The following is an 18,378-nucleotide window of genomic DNA, read 5'->3' on the forward strand; positions in this document are numbered from 1 at the left end:
ACTATCCACCCACGATCGCACTTGGGTAGCGACGGTTTGGATGTCGAGCGTGAAACTGAAGCAAGTCTATTTGACAGCGAACGATCCTGGACGCCTGGCCGAGTTCTACGAAGGCCTGGGTCTTAAGGTGCGCTTCGCTGATCCCGGCAAGTGGATCCAGTTCGTGAGCGATGCGGCTGCTTTCTGCGTCGCCGGACCGACGGAGTCGGTCTCGGACCAGCTGCAAGATGCCGTTCTTGTCTTCGATGTCGATGACCTCGATGCCGCCGTGGAGCGTGCCGCAGCCATGGGGGCGCAAGTCGGCGCGGTCCGGGACATGGAAAGTCACGGCCGTGCGGTGAAGGTGCGGGATCCGGGCGGCAACGTCATCCAGTTCTATCAAGCAGCCGGATAGCTCAGACGTTCACCGGGGCAGCGCTGCATGCCCGGACTCACAACCAGACAAAGAGGGCGCATCCATCCCATGAATCCAAGGGTCGTAGCCATGCCGTCCGCAACACCGCCGATGTCCGAAACGAGCCCACTCGATGCCGCAGCATTCCGTGCTGCGATGCGCAGCGTGCCGGGCACCGTGTCGATCGTCACGACAGGCCGGGCGCCGAACCGCCATGGTCTGACACTGACGGCGGGCTGCTCGCTGTCGGCGGCTCCGCCCAGCGTGCTGGTTTGCGTCAATCGATCTGCCGGTGCGCACGACATCATTCTCAGCAGTGGGTCGTTCTGCTGGAATATTCTAGGGGTCGAGCATCGCGATCTGGCGCTCAAGTTTTCCGGGCAGGACGGCAGCAAGGGCGATATCCGCTTCGGTGACGGTTTGTGGTGCGATCTCAAAACCGGAGCACCAAGTCTGGTCGGCGCGGTCTGCAGCTTCGATTGCCGCGTGGTGAATGCTTACAGCGACAGTAGTCACACCATTTTCACCGGAGAGGTGGTGGCTCAGACCACGAGGGCCGGATGTGAGTCGCTCGTCTACATCGACGGATGTTTCGCCGCGCCAAAGGCGGTCTGAAACACAGGACGACGTCAGGCGCCGCTACGTTTCCGCTACAGCCAAGATGGAACCGATCAGCATGCAAGGAAGACGAAGACTTTCTATCGCGCATCCATCGGCGGTCGGTCGCTGATGCTGTCGCTCTGGCTCAATGTCATCGCCGGCGGGGTGCTCATCGGGCTGGTTTACGGGCTCGTCGCGCTCGGTCTCACGATCATCTTCGGCGTCATGCGCGTGGTCAATTTCGCTCATGGCGAGATGGTCGTGTTCGGGATCTACATCGGATACTGGACCGTTCGAATCTGGGACATCCCGATCGTTTTAGCCGCCGCGATCGCCGCGGTTGTCATGTTCGTGTTCGGCTATCTGCTGGAGACGCTAGTCGTGAAGCGGTTCGTCAATCGGCCGCATCATTATCAGTTCATCGTCTTCATCGGCCTCTCACTGCTTTTCAGCGGCGTATTGCTGATGTCGTTCGGTCCGGATCCGCGGCCGACGGCGTCTCAGTTGTCCTTCCAGACCGTGAGCGTGGGACCGCTCACCTTGGATTGGGCCCGCATCCAGGCGGCCGCTACGGCCGGACTGCTGATCGCCGCACTGGGAGCCTATCTGAAGTACTCCGCATTCGGCCGATCGCTGCGGGGCGCCGCCAATAATCGACTGGGCGGACTGGTGGTCGGGCTGAATATCCCTCGGGTCTATGCGGTGACCTTCGGCATCGGAGCCGCCTCCGCTGGCGTCGCCGGCGCATTGATCTCGCCGCTGTTCGATGCGCAGCCCTATCTCGCCGTCGACTTCACGCTGCTGGCCTTCGTGACGGTGATCGTCGGCGGTCTCGGCAGCTTCGGCGGCGCTCTTCTGGGCGGCCTGACGATCGGGGTCGCCGAAGCGATCGCGGCCTTGATGTTCACGCCGTCGATGAAAACAGCACTCCCTTACGCGCTCCTGATCATTATCCTGATTTTCCGTCCGAGGGGGTTTTTCGGTGCAAAGGACATCTGATCAAGCCAGCGACATCAAGCGTTGGGGCGCCGGCGCTCTGGTCTTCGCCGCCCTGGCCGTGGTGGGTGGCATGTCCAACGCATACGTCATCTCGCTTCTGACGATCGTCCTGTTGTTCACCTTCATGGGACAATCGTGGAACCTGATGCTCGGGATCGGCGGGCAGCTATCCATCGGTCACGCGCTGTTCGTTGGAATCGGCGCGTATGCGGTGGCGATCCTCAACATCAAATACGGCGTCACCCCGTGGATCGGTCTGCTGCTGGGCGCGGTGATTGCGGGCTTCGTCGGCGCGGTGCTGGCGTGGCTGAGCTTCCGCTTCGAGGTGCGTGGCATCTATTTCGCGTTGCTCACGATCGCAGCCGCCGAATTCGCCCGAATCATGTTCGGCGGGTGGGACTATGTCGGCGGCATGCAGGGCCTGTTCTATCAGGCGCCGAGCGGCGCGATCGACCTCGGGATGCTGCGCGGTGACGCGCGGTTCTACTACTTCGTCGCGCTCGCGCTTGCGGCCATCGGCGTCGCGGGAACGGAGCTGATCTCGCGGTCCTATTGGGGCTATGTCTGGCGGGCGATGCGGGATGACGACGAGGCCGCCCGCGCGCTGGGGGTACGGACGTTTCGCCACAAGGTGCTGGTGGTCTCGATATCGGCCGCGACGGCCGCGATCGGCGGCGGCGTGCTGGGCCTGGTGCAGGGCGCGATCTTTCCGGATTCGATCATGGGCATGGCGATCTCGGTCGACGTCCTGATCGGCCCCGTGGTCGGCGGATTGGGCACGGCGTTCGGCCCCCTGGTCGGCTCGATGGCCGCAATCCCGCTGCATCACGCCATGGGAGCTCTCGGCGACGCCCTGGGGCTCCCCGGACTGAACAGCGTCGCCTACGGGGCGGTGCTGATCCTGGTCGTGTGGTTTCTGCCCGACGGCATCTGGCCGTCGATCGTCCGGCTCTACGGGGCGATCCAGCTGCCGGCGCGCGGCCGGATCCCACAACTGCGGAAGGTCGAGGAATGACCGCGCTGCTCGAAGTGAAGAACCTGACCAGAGCGTTCGTTGGATTGGTCGCGGTCAATGACGTCAGCTTCTCACTGCAGGCGGGCCGCATCACCGCCCTGATCGGGCCGAACGGCGCCGGCAAGACCACCTGCTTCAATCTCGTGGCCGGGGCGCTGAGACCGACCGCCGGGCAGGTGCTGTTCGAGGGGCGTTCGCTCGAGCGCGAGCCGCCCGAAGCGGTGTGCCGCATGGGCATTGCCCGCACCTTCCAGATCGTTCGGCCGATGAAAGATATGTCGGTGCTGGAGAATGCCATGGTGGGCGCCTTCAGCTGGACGACGAACGTCAAGGAGGCGCGGGACAAGGCGTATGAGTCGCTCGACAATGTCGGGCTCGCCGGCAAGGCGAATGCCCGGACGGATCAGCTGACGTTGCCCGATCGCAAGATGCTGGAGATGGCGAAGGCGCTTTCGACCCGCCCCAAGCTGCTGCTGCTCGACGAAGTGATGGCGGGGCTGCGTCCGACCGAAGCGGCCGGTGTCGTCGGCGTGCTGCACAGGCTCGCCGAGGGCGGACTGACGATCCTGCTGGTCGAGCACGTGATGCGGATCGTGATGGAGGTGGCATCGACCGTGGTGGTGCTTCACCACGGCGCCAAGATCGCCGAGGGCAAACCGTCAGAGGTGGTGGCGGATCCTGCGGTGCTGGAAAGTTATCTGGGAGCCGGCTTCCATGCCTGACGACGCGCTTCTCGCCATCGACGATCTGTGCGTGGCCTATGACGGCTCCAATGCGCTGAACGGCGTGTCGCTCCGCGTCGGCAGGGGTGAACTGATCTGCGTGGTCGGCGCCAACGGCGCCGGCAAGACCTCTCTGATCCGATCAATCGCGGGGATCGTGCCGTCGTCGGGCGGTTCCGTCAGGTTCGACGGAGTCGATATCTCCCGGCGACCGCCGTGGGACATCTGCGAAATGGGCATCGCTCAGGTCGCCGAGGGCCGCCAGATCTTCGGTGCGCTCTCTGTCGAGGACAATCTGCTGATCGGAGGCTCGCTGAAGCGGGCCAGGCACGACCGGGCAAACACGCTTGATTCCGTCTATCACCTGTTCGGGCTACTTCGCGAACGCCGCGACCAGCTCGCCGGCACGCTCTCCGGCGGCGAGCAGCAGATGCTGGCGATCGGTCGCGCGATCATGTCGAAGCCGGAAATCGTGATGTTCGACGAACCGTCGATCGGGCTGTCGCCGGCGCTGACCGACGTAATGTTCGGCGTCGTCAAATCCCTCAACGAGCAGGGCATCACGGTCCTTCTCATCGAGCAGAATGTCGCCAAGTCGCTCGCGCTGAGCAGCCGCGGCTATGTGCTCGAGAACGGCTCCGTGGTGTTACACGGATCGAGCCGCGATCTGCTCGAGAACCCCGATGTCCAGCGCGCCTATTTGGGATTGTGAGGCGCGCCGTCTCGGCGAGGCGTCGGACATTGCCGCTCTCGTTGCCGCCGCTTGGTCCACCGTTCCCCGGCTGTTGCAGCCGCTCTCGCTTGGGTCTCACTTATGAACACTGCCACTGCTCTCCTGATCGAGCGTGATCAAGACCTGGTCACGGTCACGATGAACCGGCCGCCGGCCAATGCGCTGAATGCTCAACTCATCGTCGAGTTGCTGGAGGCGATCCGGCGCTTTGCCGATGACGAGAAACCGCCCGGCATCGTGCTCACCGGAGGCGGCGACCGCTTCTTCAGCGCAGGCGGCGACATCAAGGAAGTCGTCGGGATCGATGTCGCGAGGCCGCGCATCCGGTTCTTCCACGAACTTCTCGTGGCGATGGAGAACTATCCGGGTCCGATCGTCTGCGCCGTCCGCGGCTATGCGGTCGGAGGCGCCCTGGAGTTTCTGCTGCATGCGGACTATGTCGTGGCCGATGCGGCGTGCAAGATTGGGTTCCCGGAAATCAACCACGGCCTGCTGCCGGTGACCAAAGGCATGCGCCGGGCCGTCGAGAAGCTCGGCGTGCGGGCGGCACAAGAGCTGCTGTATTGGGGCGAGCTCGTCGGCGCGGAGCGCGCCGTGGCGATTGGCGCTGTGAACGAGATCGTCGCGACCGAGGAGGTCGCGTCCCGAGCGCGAGACGTGTGCGGCGCGTTGCGGCAGAAAGACCGCAAGCTGTTCCACGCCATCAAACGATCGCTCAACCTCACCAGGCAAATGAGTGATCAGGCGCTCGAAGAAATGACCGTGGCCGACCTCGACGCCTATGTCACAGACGAGAGCTCGATTAATGTGCGTGCGAGGTTTTTGTCAAGGAACAGTAAGGGCTGAATGATGGCGCGTGGATATCCCGATCAGATCTATCTGGAGCAGATGAGCCACGAGGAAGTCGCCGCGGCGCTGGCCGATGGGTGCACGACGGTGGTGATCCCGCTGGGGGCCGTCGAGCAGCATGGACCGCATTTGTCTTTGGGCATGGATGCGGATCATGCCGATGCTCTGGCCGAGCGGATCGCGCGCAGCCGCGGCAACACGCTGGTGGCGCCGACCATCAGGGTCGGCTGCTCGTCTCACCATCTGCCATTCCCGGGCACGATCTCGCTGCGGCCGGAGACGCTAGAAGCGATTTGTGTCGATTATTGCACGAGCCTGGCGCGGCACGGCTTCAAGCGCATCCTGATTCACTCGGGCCACATCGGCAATTTTCCGGTCCTGAAGGACATGCTCGGTCGCTTGCGTGGGGCCGTCCCCTCGGATGTTGCGATCCAGGCATTCGTCGACTCGACGAAATGGATCGACACGTGGCGCGATGCGGTGCGCGAAGCCGGAGGAGACGTGTCGGCTGTCGGCGGCCACGCCGATATCGCCGAGACGTCGCTGATGATGGTCATTCGGCCCGACAGCGTCAGACCGGACCGCTTCGAGGTGGGCCATCTTGGCGGCTTGTCGGAGGCTGACCTCGAGCTGATGTGGAAGAACGGCATCCGATCGGTTTCGCATAACGGCGTGATCGGAAGTCCGTTCGGCTCGAGCCACAGCATCGGCGAAGCGTGCCTCGCGGCGGTCGCCGAGTTGCTGATCAAGACCTTCGATAGCGAGGCCGGAGACGACAGCGCCCGCCGTTGACGGTCAGCCCGTCCGCTGCGCGGCGAAGATTCCCCCGGCGTCTGCCATGTTGCGAATACTGACAGCATAAAATTCGGAAAGCTTGACTACGGAACGCGGCTTTCGGGCGAAAATATCGCCCCGCCTATGAAACCCTCTGGCATCTCGAAAGCTAAGAGGATTGAGACATGGCACTTACGTTCGGGTTCTGGTCTGAACAGGAAACCCAGGTCGGCCACAGTTACTCGCGCAGGCTTCACGAACTCGTCGACGAAGTCCGTCTGGCCGAGAAAGTCGGCTTCGACTGTGTCGCGCTCTCCGAGCAGCACGTGGCACTGGGCGGGATCTCGAGCTCGGCGCCCGAAGTGGTGTTCGGCTATCTGGCCGCGGTGACGTCGCGCGTCAAGCTGCGCGCAGCCGTGACGCTGATGCCGCAGCGCATCAACCACGCCTTGCGTTCGGCCGAGCGGCTTGCGGTGACTGACATCCTGTCCAACGGCCGCATGGAATTCTACGGCGGCCGCGCCAACACCACCATCGCGATGCGGGCGTTCAACGTCGATCCGAACGAAACGCTGGCGCAGATGGAAGAAGGACTGGCGCTGCTGAAAAGGGCGATGCGCCAGGACATTTTCACGTTTGACGGCAAGTACTACCAGATCCCTCCGCGCCAGCTGGTTCCGAAGCCGCTGCAGAAGCCGCATCCGGTGATCGGGATCGCGGCGACCAGCGAGCGCAGTCACGTCTGGGCGGCCTCGCAGGGCTTCGCCGTGATGAGCAGCAACATCTATCAGGGCTGGGAAGCGCAACAGAAGCTGATCGGTGCCTATCAGAAGAACTGGAAACGCGACGAGGGGGGACCGCTGCAGCGTCCGCGTATCGGCATTCCGCTGTTCATCGGTATCGGGAAAACGGACGAGCAGGCCAAGGCGGATTATGCCGGCCCACTGATGCACTATGCCAAGATCTCGACCGATGCCTATCCGCGTCTCGCGGCGATTGCCGATGACTACAAGTACATGGGAGAGAGCGTGCCGTCGATGGAGCGTGCCGCCAACGACTGGGACTATCTGGTCAACGAGTCGGCCACGACGGTGTGCGGCAGCCCCGATACGGTCATTCGTCAGATCGAGAAGTTCGAGGCCATGGGGATCGACGAGGTGCTGCTGCACATGGACTCGGTCCCGCACGAAAAGATCATGGAGGCGATCGACATGGTCGGTCGCTACGTCATCCCGCATTTCAACGACGGAAACAACGTCGTGCGGCCGACCGAGGAGATCCTCGGGCAGATCCGGCTGATGCGGACCCAGAACAAGTAATCCAGCGGTGAAATCAATGTCGCAATACGGCTACAAGTACCTGATCGTCGAACAGCGCGCCACAGGCGTCGCGATCGTCACGATGAACCGACCGGAGATCCTCAACGCGATCAACTGGGAGATGCACGAGGAGCTCGAAGACGTCTTTGTCAAGCTGGATCACGACAGCTCTGTCAACGCGATCGTTCTCACCGGTGCGGGCCGCGGATTTTGCTCCGGTGGCGATCAGAAGTCGCTGGATAAGGGGACGCTGCCGTCCCCGACGCGCAGCGGTCGCCACCTCATCCGCAACATGCTGGAAGTCGAAGTGCCGATCGTCGCGGCCGTCAACGGGGTCGCGGTCGGCCTGGGTGCCACGCTCGCGCTGTTCTGCGACGTGATCTATGCGAGCTCGACAGCTCGTTTCGCCGACACGCACGTTAATGCCGGCGTCGTCGCGGGCGATGGCGGCGCGGTGATCTGGCCGCTGCTGATGGGGCCGGTTCGTGCGAAGCACTATCTGATGACCGGCGAATTCATCTCCGCCGAGAAAGCGGCTGCTATCGGCATGATCAACGAGGTGGTCGCGGACGGTAACGTTCTCGATGCCGCGATCGAATACGCCGAACTGCTGGCAAGCGGGCCGAAGGAATCGATCGTGTGGACCAAGTACAGCGTCAATAAGATCATCAAGCAGTATGCCCACCTGCTGCTCGACACTTCTGCGGCGCTGGAGATGTTGACCTTCAAATCGCCCGAGAGGGCCGAGGCGGTAGCCGCCTTCGCGGCCAAGCGCAAGCGTTTCGCGGAGCGATGAGATGAACGTCGCTGCGATTACATCCGGCGCCCAGTTGGCCGATACGACCATCGCGCAACTTTTGGCTGCGCGACTTGCGGAGCGGCCCGACAAGATCGCCGTGCAACAAAAGCGTCACGGCGCCTGGACCGCCATGACGTGGGGCGCCTATGCGCAGCGTGTCGTGAACCTGGCCAGCGCGCTGCAGCGTGCTGGTCTCGAGCGCGGCGATCGGGTCGCGATCATGGGCGATTCGTCCGAGGAATGGTTGATCGCCGACATGGCCACGATGTGCGCCGGCGGCGTCATGGTAGGCGTGTACTTCACCTCGTCACCTGAAGAAGTGGCTTACTGTCTCACGGATTCAGGCGCGAAGTTCGCGTTCGTCGGCGGGGAGCAGCAGCTTCGCATCGTGATCGCCTCCAATCAGGCCGAGCAGCTCCGCGGCATCATCGTGCTCGACCCGGATTGGACCGGCGAGGCCACGGCGTCGATCAAGTCGCTGGCCGACTTTGTCGGAGCACACGATGTCGATGCGCATGATTATCTGCAGAAGGAGAGCGCGACAGCAAAGGCGTCCGATGTCGTCAGCATCGGCTATACGTCCGGGACGACCGGGAACCCCAAAGGCGCCATGCTGACGCACCTTTCCATTCTCGCCGGCGTTCATTGCATCACCCTGTTCGGCCCCAGCATGCGCGAGGAGGAACATCGGGTGGTGGTGCATTTGCCGATGTCGCATACCGTCGCGCGCGGGCAGGCGACGACGTTGCCGCTGATCGCCGACGCAGTTCCTTATTTCGGCGAGACGACCGCGGACTTCGCCCAGACGATCAAAGAGGTGAAGCCGACCTACTACATGGCGCCGCCGCGGTTCTACCAGCGTTTTGCGACGCAAATTCTCAGCAAGGTGCATCCCGCCGGCGGCGCGGGAGATCAGAGCTACACGCTCGCCATGACGATCGCGCGCAGGGCGCTCGAAGACCGCCAGGGCGGCCACGAAGACGCCTTCGTCTCGAAACTATTCGCGGCCTGCCGCGAGCAAGTGTTCCTGCCGCTGCTCGCGGAGGTCGGTTTCGACGAGCTGAAGGTCGCGTTCACCTCGTCGGCGGCGATGCCGTCCGAGCTGATGTCGCTGTGGCAGCTGTGGGGCTTGCAGCTCAAGGAGTGCTACGGCCAGACCGAATTGGTCGGTGCCAATCTGGTGCAGATGGCGGAGTGGCCGAAGGCTGGCAACGTCGGGGTCCCGTTGCCGGATCCGGCTTGGGAAACCGCCGTGCTCCAGGACGGCGAGATGATCGTCCGTGGACCGGGATTGTTCGCGGGCTATTGGAACAAGCCGGACGAAACGAAGGCCGCGCTTCGCGACGGCTGGCTCTACACCGGCGACATCGTCGAAGTGTCGCCGGAAGGAATCTTCAAGCTGGTCGACCGGAAGAAGGAGATCATCAACACGTCGAACGGTAAATCGATCAGCCCAACTCAGATCGAAAACGAGCTGAGGCACAGCCCCTTCATCTCCGAAGCGGCGGTCATCGGCGAGGGGCGAAAATATCTCACCGCCCTGATCGAAGTGGATGCTACCGCCACACTGGACTGGGCGAAGTCGCGCGACGACAAGATCACAGGTTACGCCGACCTGGCAGCCTCCGAGATCGTCAACCGGCTGATCGAGGCGGAGATCGGCAAGGCCAACGGAAGGCTGGCGCGAGCCGAGCAGATCAAGGCGTTCCGCATTCTGCCGGAGGAGCTGTCGCTCGAGAACGGCGTGATGACGCCGACGCGGAAGAAGCGTCGCAAGCAGATCAACGAGCGCTATCAGTCGCTGATCGCATCTCTCTACGACGAAACCGAGGAAAAGCTGATCAAGGCCGAGATGGGCCTTTGACGTCGGCGGTCGCTCCCCAAACCTACGAAGCTACTAGTCAAGATACAGTTCACTCCTTCAGCAACAGGACATCGAGATGACCAAGCGAAGCGGAATCACGCGGCGGACGATTGTCGGAAGCGGATTGGGAATTGCGGCAGGCCTGGTATCAAGGCCATCGTTTGCGGCGACCACGAAAGTGAAGGTCGGAGCGATCATGCCCAGCAGCGGCGTGCTGGCGTTTCCCGGTCAGGCCTGCGTGCGCGGCATCGATCTCGGCGCCAAATTCGCGCGTGAGAAGTTCGGCCTCGACATCGAGATCGTTCACGCCGACACGCAAAGCCGTCCGGAGAACGGCCGGATTGCCGCCGAGAGCCTGATCCGGCAGGGCTGCACCGTGCTGATCGGCGCGTGGGATTCCGGCGCCACCATTTCGGCCCTGCAGGCCTGCGAGGCCGCCAAGGTGCCGATGGTGGTCCACATCGCGAGCGCCACCCAGGTGACTTCGCAGGGCTTCACCCAAGTGTTCCGCTATTACCCCACGTCGCTGACCATCGTGCGGCAATCGCTGGCCGAGCTGAAGTCCGTGCTCGGCACGCTGAAGGATCCGCCGAGCAGCGCCGTCGTTCTCCATCTCAACAACACGATGGGGCAGTCGACGGCGGCCAGCATCGATCAGGCGTGGAAGGAGGTAGGTGTTCCGCTCAAGATCGCGCAGTATGTTGCCTATGACGAGAAGGCCAAGGACCTGTCGGTGGAAGTAGCCAAGGCGAAAGCGTCGGGTGCCGATGCCTTGATCTCGGTCACGCGCGTCAACGACGCGATCATGATCGCGCGCGAATGCATCAAGCAGGGCTGGGATCCCAAGATGGTGTTTTCGCCTAACTCCAACGGCGTGTCGGACAAGGCGTATCACGACGCGCTCGGAAAGTACGGTGACGGCCCGGTTCTGTCGGCGTTGTGGCTCAATCCCAAGGGCACCGAGACCGACAAGATCATGAAGATGTTCGCGGCCGACTACCCGAGCGACTGGTTCGATGCCAATGCGGGCTGCGCGTTCGAGGCGGTGCAGATCGTCGCAGATGCCGTGACGCGGGCGGCGTCGCCGGAGTCACCAGCGATTCACGGCGCGCTCAAGACGACCGACATGAAGCCTTTCCTGATGTACGGCGACAACACCAAGTTCGACGAGACCGGCCAGAACATCCACTGTTCGATGGTGATGCTGCAGGGTTTGAAAGGCAGGCCGCGGGTGGTGGCTCCAAAGGCCATCGCGGAAGCGTCGCTCGAATATCCGCTTGCGCCTTACAGCAAACGCTGAGCTCGTCCCGTGCGGCCCCGCGAAAGTGTCGTGGGGTCGCGGTCGTCAAATACCGAGGCAGGGACGTGCGAGCTAGGGCAAACTGTCCGAATTTATCAGGCGCGACCGCTCGGCAAGGAAGCGGCGAGGGCTCTGTCCCATCGTCTTCTTGAACATCGTGATGAACGCGCTGGGCGTTTCGTAGCCCAGTTCCAGCGACACGGCCTGGACCGAACTGCCCGCCGTGAGGCGTTGCATGGCGATCAGAATGTGGAGACGCTGGCGCCAGCGCCCGAAGGTCATCCCTGTTTCCTTGGCGATGAAGCGTGCGAACGTGCTCTCGCTCATTGCGTAGCGCGAGGCGACTTCGTCCATCGTGCTGCGGTCGCCCGGATTATTCAACAAGGAAGTGGCGAGGTGTTGAAGACGGGCGTCGGGGGAGATCGGCAGATACATTTCATCCGTCGTCGGCATCTGCACGAGTTCGTCGAGCAATACCCGGCCGAGACGGCTGGTCGGTCCTTCCAGCGGATAGAGCGGTGGGAACACCGAGAGGCGGTGGATCAATTCGCGCACCAGCGACGTGATCATCAGCGTGCAGCAGGTCCGCGGCAGCATGCTGACCTGTGGATCGATGAACACGGTGTAGAGTTTGCCGAAATCGGCCACGCAATTGCTGTGCTGCACGCCGGCCGGGATCCATACCGCGCCTTGCGGAGGTACGATCCACAAGCCGCCAGGCGCCCGGCACATCACCGAGCCATGAGATGCGACGACCAATTGGCCTTTGCGGTGTGAGTGCAGCGGTAGGTCGTCGTTGTCTTTGCTGGTTTCGAGACAGAATGAAGTGACGGGACGATCGAACTGATCCGGATCGACCGGATCATAGTTGATCCGAAGATCGGGCAGATCCATTCGCGCAAAATCCGGATCGAACTCGGTCTCGGGCGGCATTTCAATCCTGCCAATTCGTCAAGTCAGTCAAGCCTTGATGCAGATCCTGCTGTTAACTGAGGTTAGCTGTTTTGAAAGGTCAGGTCACTAGTCGCGGCGAGCCGTTGAGTTCGCTGATCTGCGACAAGATGCCCGCTCCTGCGGCGTGAGCGCTTAGTGATGCGTCATGTTGCGCCGTGACCAAGCGGAAGCACCTGTCAGGCGGCCCACGGTTCGATCACTTGCTGATTAAACCAACAGCAGAGAATGCTGCGACGCGAGCCTCGGCGTCCCTCCCGAGTCGGGTAATCCGTCGGAACGCGGCCGTATTCAGCAGCACGTGCCATAGCACCCGATGCTACCAAGTGCGGGCTTTCTGGAGCCCGACGCATGACTGCACACATCGATCCGCCACGCAAGGCGGTCAACGCCGATCAGGACACGGTCGAAACCGCCGATTGGCTCGCATCGCTTGGATCGCTCCACCGCAGCGCCGGTGCCGAGCGCGTGCGATACATCCTGGCTGCGCTTGATCGGCGTGCGAAGGAGCTTGGAGTTCTGCCGGACTCTCCGCCGTTTTCGCCCTATCGCAATTCGATTCCGCTCGAGCAGCAGAAGCCCTACCCCGGCAACATCGCGATCGAGACGCGCCTGACGGCGATCATTCGCTGGAACGCGCTCGCGATAGTGGTCCGTGCCAACAGGGCCTATGGGGAACTCGGCGGGCACGTCGCCAGCTATGCCTCAGCCGCGGAGATTTTCGAAGTCGGATTTAATCATTTCTTTCGCGCGTCAAGCTCCGAGTCGGAGGGGGACTTGGTGTATTTCCAGCCGCATTCGTCCCCCGGAGTCTATGCACGAGCGTATCTCGAAGGCCGTCTGTCGGACGAAAATCTCAAGCTGTATCGCCAGGAACTGAGCGGTCCCGGTCTGTCGTCCTATCCGCATCCCTGGCTGATGCCGGAGTTCTGGCAGGTGCCGTCGGCGTCGATGGGCCTCGGCCCGATCAGCGCGATCTACCAGGCACGGTTCATGAAGTATCTGCAGCATCGCGGCCTGGTGCAGACGGCTGGTCGCCACGTCTGGGGTGTGTTCGGCGACGGCGAGATGGACGAGCCGGAATCGATCGCCGGGCTCGCCCTGGCGGCGCGGGAAAATCTCGACAACCTCACCTTCGTCGTCAATTGCAACCTGCAGCGCCTGGATGGGCCGGTCCGCGGCAACGGCCAGGTGATTCAGGAACTCGAATCTCTCTTCCAGGGCGCCGGCTGGAACGTCATCAAGGTGTTGTGGGGATCGGACTGGGACGATATCTTCGCACGCGACAGCAAGCATGCGCTGCTGCGCAAATTCGCCGACACCGTCGATGGCAAATATCAGACGCTCGGCGCCAAGGATGGCGCCTACAACCTCGCCAACTTCTTCAGCGAGGACCCCGAGGTCCGGGCGCTGGTTGCGCACATGTCGGACGCGGATATCGACGGCCTGAAGCGCGGTGGCCACGACTTCAAGAAGCTGTTCGCTGCCTTTGCTGCCGCTAAGGACATCAAGGGTCGGCCGACCGTCATTCTGGCGAAGACCAAGAAGGGCTACGGCATGGGCGGCGCCGGCGAGTCGCGCATGACGTCGCACCAGGCCAAGAAGCTCGACGTCGATGCGCTGTATGCGTTCCGCGACCGGTTCGCTCTGCCGCTCAGCAACGAGCAGGTCGAGAATCTGGAGTTCTTCACGCCTGCGGAAGACAGCGCGGAAATTCAGTATCTGCGCGCCCGTCGCGCGGCACTCGGCGGCTACATGCCGGTGCGGCGACGCGCTTCGGCGACGCTGCCGGTGCCGCCGCTGCAATCCTACGCGGAGTTCGCGTTGCGCGGCGACGGCAAGGAGACGTCGACGACGATGGCGATCGTGCGGCTGTTCACCAATTTGCTCAAGGACAAGACGCTCGGCCCGCGCATCGTTCCCATCGTCGCCGACGAAGCCCGCACCTTCGGAATGGCGAACCTGTTCAGGCAGGTCGGCATCTACTCGCCGGCAGGGCAGCTCTACGAGCCGGAAGATGCCGGCTCGATGCTGTACTACAAGGAAGCGATCGACGGTCAATTGTTGGAGGAAGGGATCACCGAGGCGGGGGCGATTTCGTCCTGGACCGCGGCGGCGACCTCCTACAGCATCCATAACTTCCCATTGCTACCGTTCTATATCTACTATTCGATGTTCGGCTTTCAGCGGGTCGGCGATCTGATCTGGGCGGCGGCGGACCAGCGCGCGCGTGGCTTTCTGATCGGGGCGACGGCCGGCCGGACGACGCTCGGTGGCGAAGGCTTGCAGCATCAGGACGGGTCCAGCCATCTGATGGCGGCGACCGTTCCGAACTGCCGGGCCTACGATCCGGCATTCTCCTACGAGGTGGCCGTCATCGTGGATCACGGCATGCGGTCGATGCTCGAGCAGGGCAACGACGAGTTCTATTACCTCACGGCGATGAACGAGAACTATGCGCAGCCCTCGATGCCCGACGATGCGCGCGACGGCATCATCAAGGGACTCTATCGGGTTCTGCCGAGCGCTAACGGGCCGGCGAAGATCAGGCTGATCGGCTCGGGCGCCATTCTTCCGGAGGCGCTCGCTGCCGCGGCGATGCTGCAAAGCGAATGGAAAGTGCCCAGCGAAGTCTGGTCGGCAACGAGCTTTTCCGAGCTGGCGCGAGAGGCGCGTGAGGTGGAGCGAACTAATCGGCTCTCGCCGCTGTCGACCCCGGTCGAGAGCCACGTCGCACAATGCCTCGGCGGCAAGGTGCCGATCGTCGCGGCTTCGGATTATGTCCGGGCGTATCCGCAACTGATCGGTTCTTACATCGAGGCCCCCTATACGGTGCTGGGCACCGACGGCTTCGGGCGCAGCGATACGCGCGCCGCGCTGAGATCTTTCTTCGAGGTCGATCGCAAGCAGATCGTCGTTGCGGCGCTGTCGGCGCTGGCAAAATCGGGTGACGTGGCGCGTGAGCAGGTCGCCGAAGCCATCGCCAGCTACGAATTGCCGACCGGCGTTGCATCGCCTTGGTCTCGCTGACAGAGGGCGGAGCGCGCATGTCTCATTCAATTGAAGTCGTTCTGCCGGACATCGGAGACTACAAGGATGTTCCGGTAGTCGAAATCAATGTGTTGGTCGGCGACGAGGTCACAATCGACATGCCGTTGCTGTCGATCGAGTCCGACAAGGCGACGATGGAGGTGCCGTCCCCGGCCGCAGGCACGGTGGCCAAACTGATGATCGACGTCGGGGCGCGGGTTTCAGAAGGTTCGGTTCTGATGATCCTCGAAGGTCGCGGTGAATCCACCGCGCCTTCGCCGGCGGCTGCGTCGGCGCCACAGGTGGAGCAACGGTTCTCGCAGCAGGAGGCGCTGTCACAGCCGGCGCCCGCCGCTCCAGTCGATGGTTCGCGAGCACGTGCACAACAGCCGCGGCCCAGCGGGGCTGCGCATGCGTCGCCGTCGGTGCGCGCTTTGGCGCGTGAGCTCGGCGTGGCGCTGGACTCTGTCGTGCCCACCGGCCCCAAAGGCCGGATTCTGCGCGAGGATGTGGCGGCCTTCGTCAACGGACTGGCGCGGTCGGGACCGGCGATGGCGCTTGCGCCCGACGCGCCGGTCGATCGGCCCAAAGTGGATTTCGAGAGGTACGGCGCGGTCGAGCGCCTGCCGCTGACGCGGATCCAGAAGCTGACCGGCGCGAACCTCTCGCGCAACTGGACCGTCATTCCCCACGTGACGAATTTCGACAAAGCGGATGTGACCGACGCTGAAGCCTTCCGCCAGCTCGCCAATGCCGAGGCCGCGAAGGACACGGCGAAACTCACCATGGTGTCGCTGCTGATCAAGGCCGCGGCCTTGGCGCTGCAGAAGCACCCGCGCTTCAATTCATCGCTCGATGGCGACGAACTGATCCTCAAGCACTACGTCCACATCGGCTTCGCCGTCGACACGCCGAAAGGTCTGGTCGTGCCGGTGATCCGGGACTGCGATAAGAAGGGCCTTCGGCAGATCGCCGCCGAGATGCGCTCGCTTGCCGACAAGGCGCTCGCGGGGCAGCTCGCGTCGGGCGACATGCAGGGCGGCTGTTTCTCGGTGTCGTCTCTGGGAGGCGTCGGCGGTCAGGGATTTACGCCCATCATCAATGCGCCCGAGGTGGCAATCCTCGGAGCCGGTCGTGCCGCCACCGAGGCAGTCTGGAATGGGCGCGAATTCGAACCGCGGCTCGTCCTTTCCCTGAGTCTGTCGTGGGATCACCGGGTCGTCGACGGCGTAGCCGGGGCCCGGTTCCTGGGCTTCGTCGCGTCGGTGCTCTCCGATCTGCGGCGTTTCGCATTGTGAGGACGCAGATGCGGACAGAGGAGATCCGGGTCCCCGACATCGGGGACTTCCGAGACGTCGAAGTCGTCGAGATCCACGTCAGGGCGGGCGACGTCGTCGCGCGAGAGCAGGCGTTGATCACCGTGGAATCCGACAAGGCGACGCTGGAGATTCCGTCGCCGATTGCAGGGGTGATCACGAGCATTTCGCTACGCGTTGGAGACAAGGTGTCTCAAGGCACCATGATTGGCACGGCGTCGGCGTCGGACAAAGCGGGCCCGCAAAGCGAGGCGGTCTCGGCGGATCAGGCCGATGCTGGCCAGCGTGCAACAGATCATGCACGCTACGATCTCGTCGTGATCGGAGGCGGGCCGGGCGGCTATTCAGCAGCTTTTCGGGCAGCAGATCTTGGACTGAGGACCGCGATCGTCGAACGCTACGGCACCCTGGGCGGAGTTTGCCTGAATGTCGGATGTATCCCGTCGAAGGCGCTGCTTCATGTTGCGGCCGTCAAAGAGGAGGCCGAGCGGATCGCTGACCTGGGCATTCGCTTCGGCGCGCCGCAGATCGATCTGCAGGCGCTGCGCGCCTTCAAGGACGGCGTGGTCACGAAGCTGACGGATGGGCTGAGCCAGATGGCGGCGGCGCGCCGCGTCACGGTGATCCGCGGCACCGCGAAATTCATCTCCGCGACGCGGCTCGAGGTTGCCGGCGAAGGGGCAGGCTCGCAGCAGATCGACTTCGGACAATGTATCATCGCGACGGGCTCGCGCGCGGTGCAGTTGGCGGTGCTTCCCAAGGACGAGCGGATCGTGACCTCGACCGGCGCGCTCTCGCTGCGAAGCATTCCGGGCTCCATGCTCGTGATCGGAGCCGGGATCATCGGGCTGGAGATGGCGACCGTCTACAGCGCGCTCGGCGCGAAGATCGATCTTGTCGAAAGGCTTCCCGATATCCTGGCGGGCGTGGATGCCGATGCGGTGAAGATCTGGCGTTCGCGCAATGCGCATCGCTTCGAGCATATCGACCTTGAAAGCAGCGTATCAACTGCCGCGGTGACGCCCGACGGCGTGACGGTTGCTATCACGGGCGCGTCAGTTCAGACACGATCCTACGATCTCGTGCTGCAATCTGCGGGCCGCGTTCCCAACAGCGGCGAGCTCGGCCTCGAACGGATCGGCGTTGCAATCGATCCGAACGGCTTCATTCAGGTCGACGAGCAGATGAGAACGACGGTGCGCAACGTCTTCGCCATCGGCGACGTCGTCGGCGGTTCGATGCTGGCCCACAAGGCCGTTCACGAGGGGCACGTCGCCGCGGAAGTAGCCGCCGGGAAGCCGGCGGCCTTTACAGCGAAGATCGTCCCCAATGTCGCCTACACCGATCCTGAGATCGCATGGGTCGGCAAGTCCGAGCGTGATGTCGCCGATTCCGGAGGGAAGATCCGTTCGGCAAAATTCCCATGGGCCGCGTCCGGCCGGGCCATCGCGTCGGGCGCGTCCTATGGCATGACGAAGCTGTTGTTCGACGTCGAGACCGATCGCATCGTCGGGGGCGTGATCGTCGGGCCGCATGCCGGCGATATGATCGGGGAAATCTGTCTCGCGATCGAAATGGGGGCTGTCGCGATCGATATCGGCAAGACCATTCACCCGCATCCGACCCTCGGCGAGACGATCGGCATGGCTGCCGAAGTCTTTGAGGGCATTTGCACCGACCTGCCTCCAATCGCCAGAAAGCGGTAGCTCAGTT

The 18,378-nt window shown here is 63.1% G+C and carries 17 protein-coding genes; 15 read left to right on the forward strand and 2 right to left on the reverse strand.

The window, feature by feature from the left end; all coding sequences use genetic code 11:
* The first annotated feature begins 40 nt into the window (after positions 1–40).
* Positions 41–394 carry a VOC family protein gene (locus GGD61_RS25180; RefSeq protein ID WP_183231455.1) on the forward strand — a complete coding sequence of 118 codons (354 nt, stop codon included), beginning with the start codon at positions 41–43 and terminating at the stop codon, positions 392–394.
* Between the two features lie 156 nt (positions 395–550).
* Positions 551–1,009: a flavin reductase family protein gene (locus tag GGD61_RS25185; RefSeq protein ID WP_246786035.1), complete on the forward strand. Its 459-nt coding sequence runs from the start codon at positions 551–553 to the stop codon at positions 1,007–1,009.
* Positions 1,010–1,033: 24 nt separating this feature from the next.
* Here GGD61_RS25185 and GGD61_RS40680 read toward each other — a convergent pair whose 3' ends face one another.
* On the reverse strand, positions 1,034–1,243 hold the full coding sequence (locus tag GGD61_RS40680; protein WP_246783236.1) for a hypothetical protein: 210 nt from the start codon (positions 1,241–1,243) through the stop codon (positions 1,034–1,036).
* Here GGD61_RS40680 and GGD61_RS25190 point away from each other — a divergent pair.
* The 10 genes from GGD61_RS25190 (at position 1,160) to GGD61_RS25235 (ending at position 11,368) form a co-directional block, all read left to right on the forward strand.
* Positions 1,160–1,993 carry a branched-chain amino acid ABC transporter permease gene (locus tag GGD61_RS25190; protein WP_312012737.1) on the forward strand — a complete coding sequence of 278 codons (834 nt, stop codon included), beginning with the start codon at positions 1,160–1,162 and terminating at the stop codon, positions 1,991–1,993. The two genes, GGD61_RS40680 and GGD61_RS25190, sit on opposite strands and share 84 nt — an antisense overlap.
* Positions 1,977–3,008 (forward strand): branched-chain amino acid ABC transporter permease, encoded by a 1,032-nt coding sequence (locus tag GGD61_RS25195; RefSeq protein WP_312012735.1) that lies wholly within the window; start codon positions 1,977–1,979, stop codon positions 3,006–3,008. Before GGD61_RS25190 ends, GGD61_RS25195 begins: the two co-directional genes overlap by 17 nt.
* Positions 3,005–3,730 (forward strand): ABC transporter ATP-binding protein, encoded by a 726-nt coding sequence (locus tag GGD61_RS25200; protein ID WP_092252330.1) that lies wholly within the window; start codon positions 3,005–3,007, stop codon positions 3,728–3,730. The genes GGD61_RS25195 and GGD61_RS25200 overlap by 4 nt, the downstream gene beginning before the upstream one ends.
* Complete coding sequence (locus GGD61_RS25205) at positions 3,723–4,442, forward strand: ABC transporter ATP-binding protein (protein ID WP_183231457.1); 720 nt, start codon at positions 3,723–3,725, stop codon at positions 4,440–4,442. The genes GGD61_RS25200 and GGD61_RS25205 overlap by 8 nt, the downstream gene beginning before the upstream one ends.
* Before the next feature lie 102 nt (positions 4,443–4,544).
* Positions 4,545–5,309: an enoyl-CoA hydratase/isomerase family protein gene (locus GGD61_RS25210; RefSeq protein ID WP_092252334.1), complete on the forward strand. Its 765-nt coding sequence runs from the start codon at positions 4,545–4,547 to the stop codon at positions 5,307–5,309.
* Complete coding sequence (locus GGD61_RS25215) at positions 5,310–6,104, forward strand: creatininase family protein (RefSeq protein WP_210311180.1); 795 nt, start codon at positions 5,310–5,312, stop codon at positions 6,102–6,104.
* Between the two features lie 167 nt (positions 6,105–6,271).
* On the forward strand, positions 6,272–7,405 hold the full coding sequence (locus GGD61_RS25220; protein ID WP_183231458.1) for an LLM class flavin-dependent oxidoreductase: 1,134 nt from the start codon (positions 6,272–6,274) through the stop codon (positions 7,403–7,405).
* Positions 7,406–7,421: 16 nt separating this feature from the next.
* The gene (locus GGD61_RS25225; RefSeq protein WP_007594449.1) at positions 7,422–8,201 is read left to right on the forward strand and encodes an enoyl-CoA hydratase/isomerase family protein; all 780 of its coding nucleotides are present in this window, start codon (positions 7,422–7,424) and stop codon (positions 8,199–8,201) included.
* A gap of 1 nt (position 8,202) precedes the next feature.
* On the forward strand, positions 8,203–10,068 hold the full coding sequence (locus GGD61_RS25230; RefSeq protein ID WP_183231459.1) for a long-chain fatty acid--CoA ligase: 1,866 nt from the start codon (positions 8,203–8,205) through the stop codon (positions 10,066–10,068).
* Positions 10,069–10,144: 76 nt separating this feature from the next.
* Entirely contained in the window at positions 10,145–11,368 is a 1,224-nt protein-coding gene (locus GGD61_RS25235) for an ABC transporter substrate-binding protein (RefSeq protein ID WP_183231460.1), read from the forward strand.
* Between the two features lie 72 nt (positions 11,369–11,440).
* On the opposite strand, the gene GGD61_RS25240 is transcribed toward GGD61_RS25235, so the two are convergent.
* The gene (locus GGD61_RS25240) at positions 11,441–12,301 is read right to left on the reverse strand and encodes a helix-turn-helix domain-containing protein (protein ID WP_018316658.1); all 861 of its coding nucleotides are present in this window, start codon (positions 12,299–12,301) and stop codon (positions 11,441–11,443) included.
* A 369-nt stretch (positions 12,302–12,670) separates the two neighbouring features.
* Between GGD61_RS25240 and mdeB the strand changes: the two genes are divergently transcribed.
* From mdeB to lpdA, 3 genes are read left to right on the forward strand one after another with little or no spacing between them, the layout of a single operon-like run.
* Positions 12,671–15,349: an alpha-ketoglutarate dehydrogenase gene (gene mdeB / locus GGD61_RS25245; protein WP_183231461.1), complete on the forward strand. Its 2,679-nt coding sequence runs from the start codon at positions 12,671–12,673 to the stop codon at positions 15,347–15,349.
* A gap of 17 nt (positions 15,350–15,366) precedes the next feature.
* Positions 15,367–16,647, forward strand: a complete 1,281-nt coding sequence (locus tag GGD61_RS25250) for a 2-oxo acid dehydrogenase subunit E2 (RefSeq protein ID WP_183231462.1) — start codon at positions 15,367–15,369, stop codon at positions 16,645–16,647.
* An 8-nt stretch (positions 16,648–16,655) separates the two neighbouring features.
* The gene (gene lpdA / locus GGD61_RS25255) at positions 16,656–18,371 is read left to right on the forward strand and encodes a dihydrolipoyl dehydrogenase (RefSeq protein WP_183231463.1); all 1,716 of its coding nucleotides are present in this window, start codon (positions 16,656–16,658) and stop codon (positions 18,369–18,371) included.
* Positions 18,372–18,378 lie beyond the last annotated feature (7 nt).

Source organism: Bradyrhizobium sp. SBR1B (assembly GCF_014198205.1).
Taxonomy (GTDB): domain Bacteria; phylum Pseudomonadota; class Alphaproteobacteria; order Rhizobiales; family Xanthobacteraceae; genus Bradyrhizobium.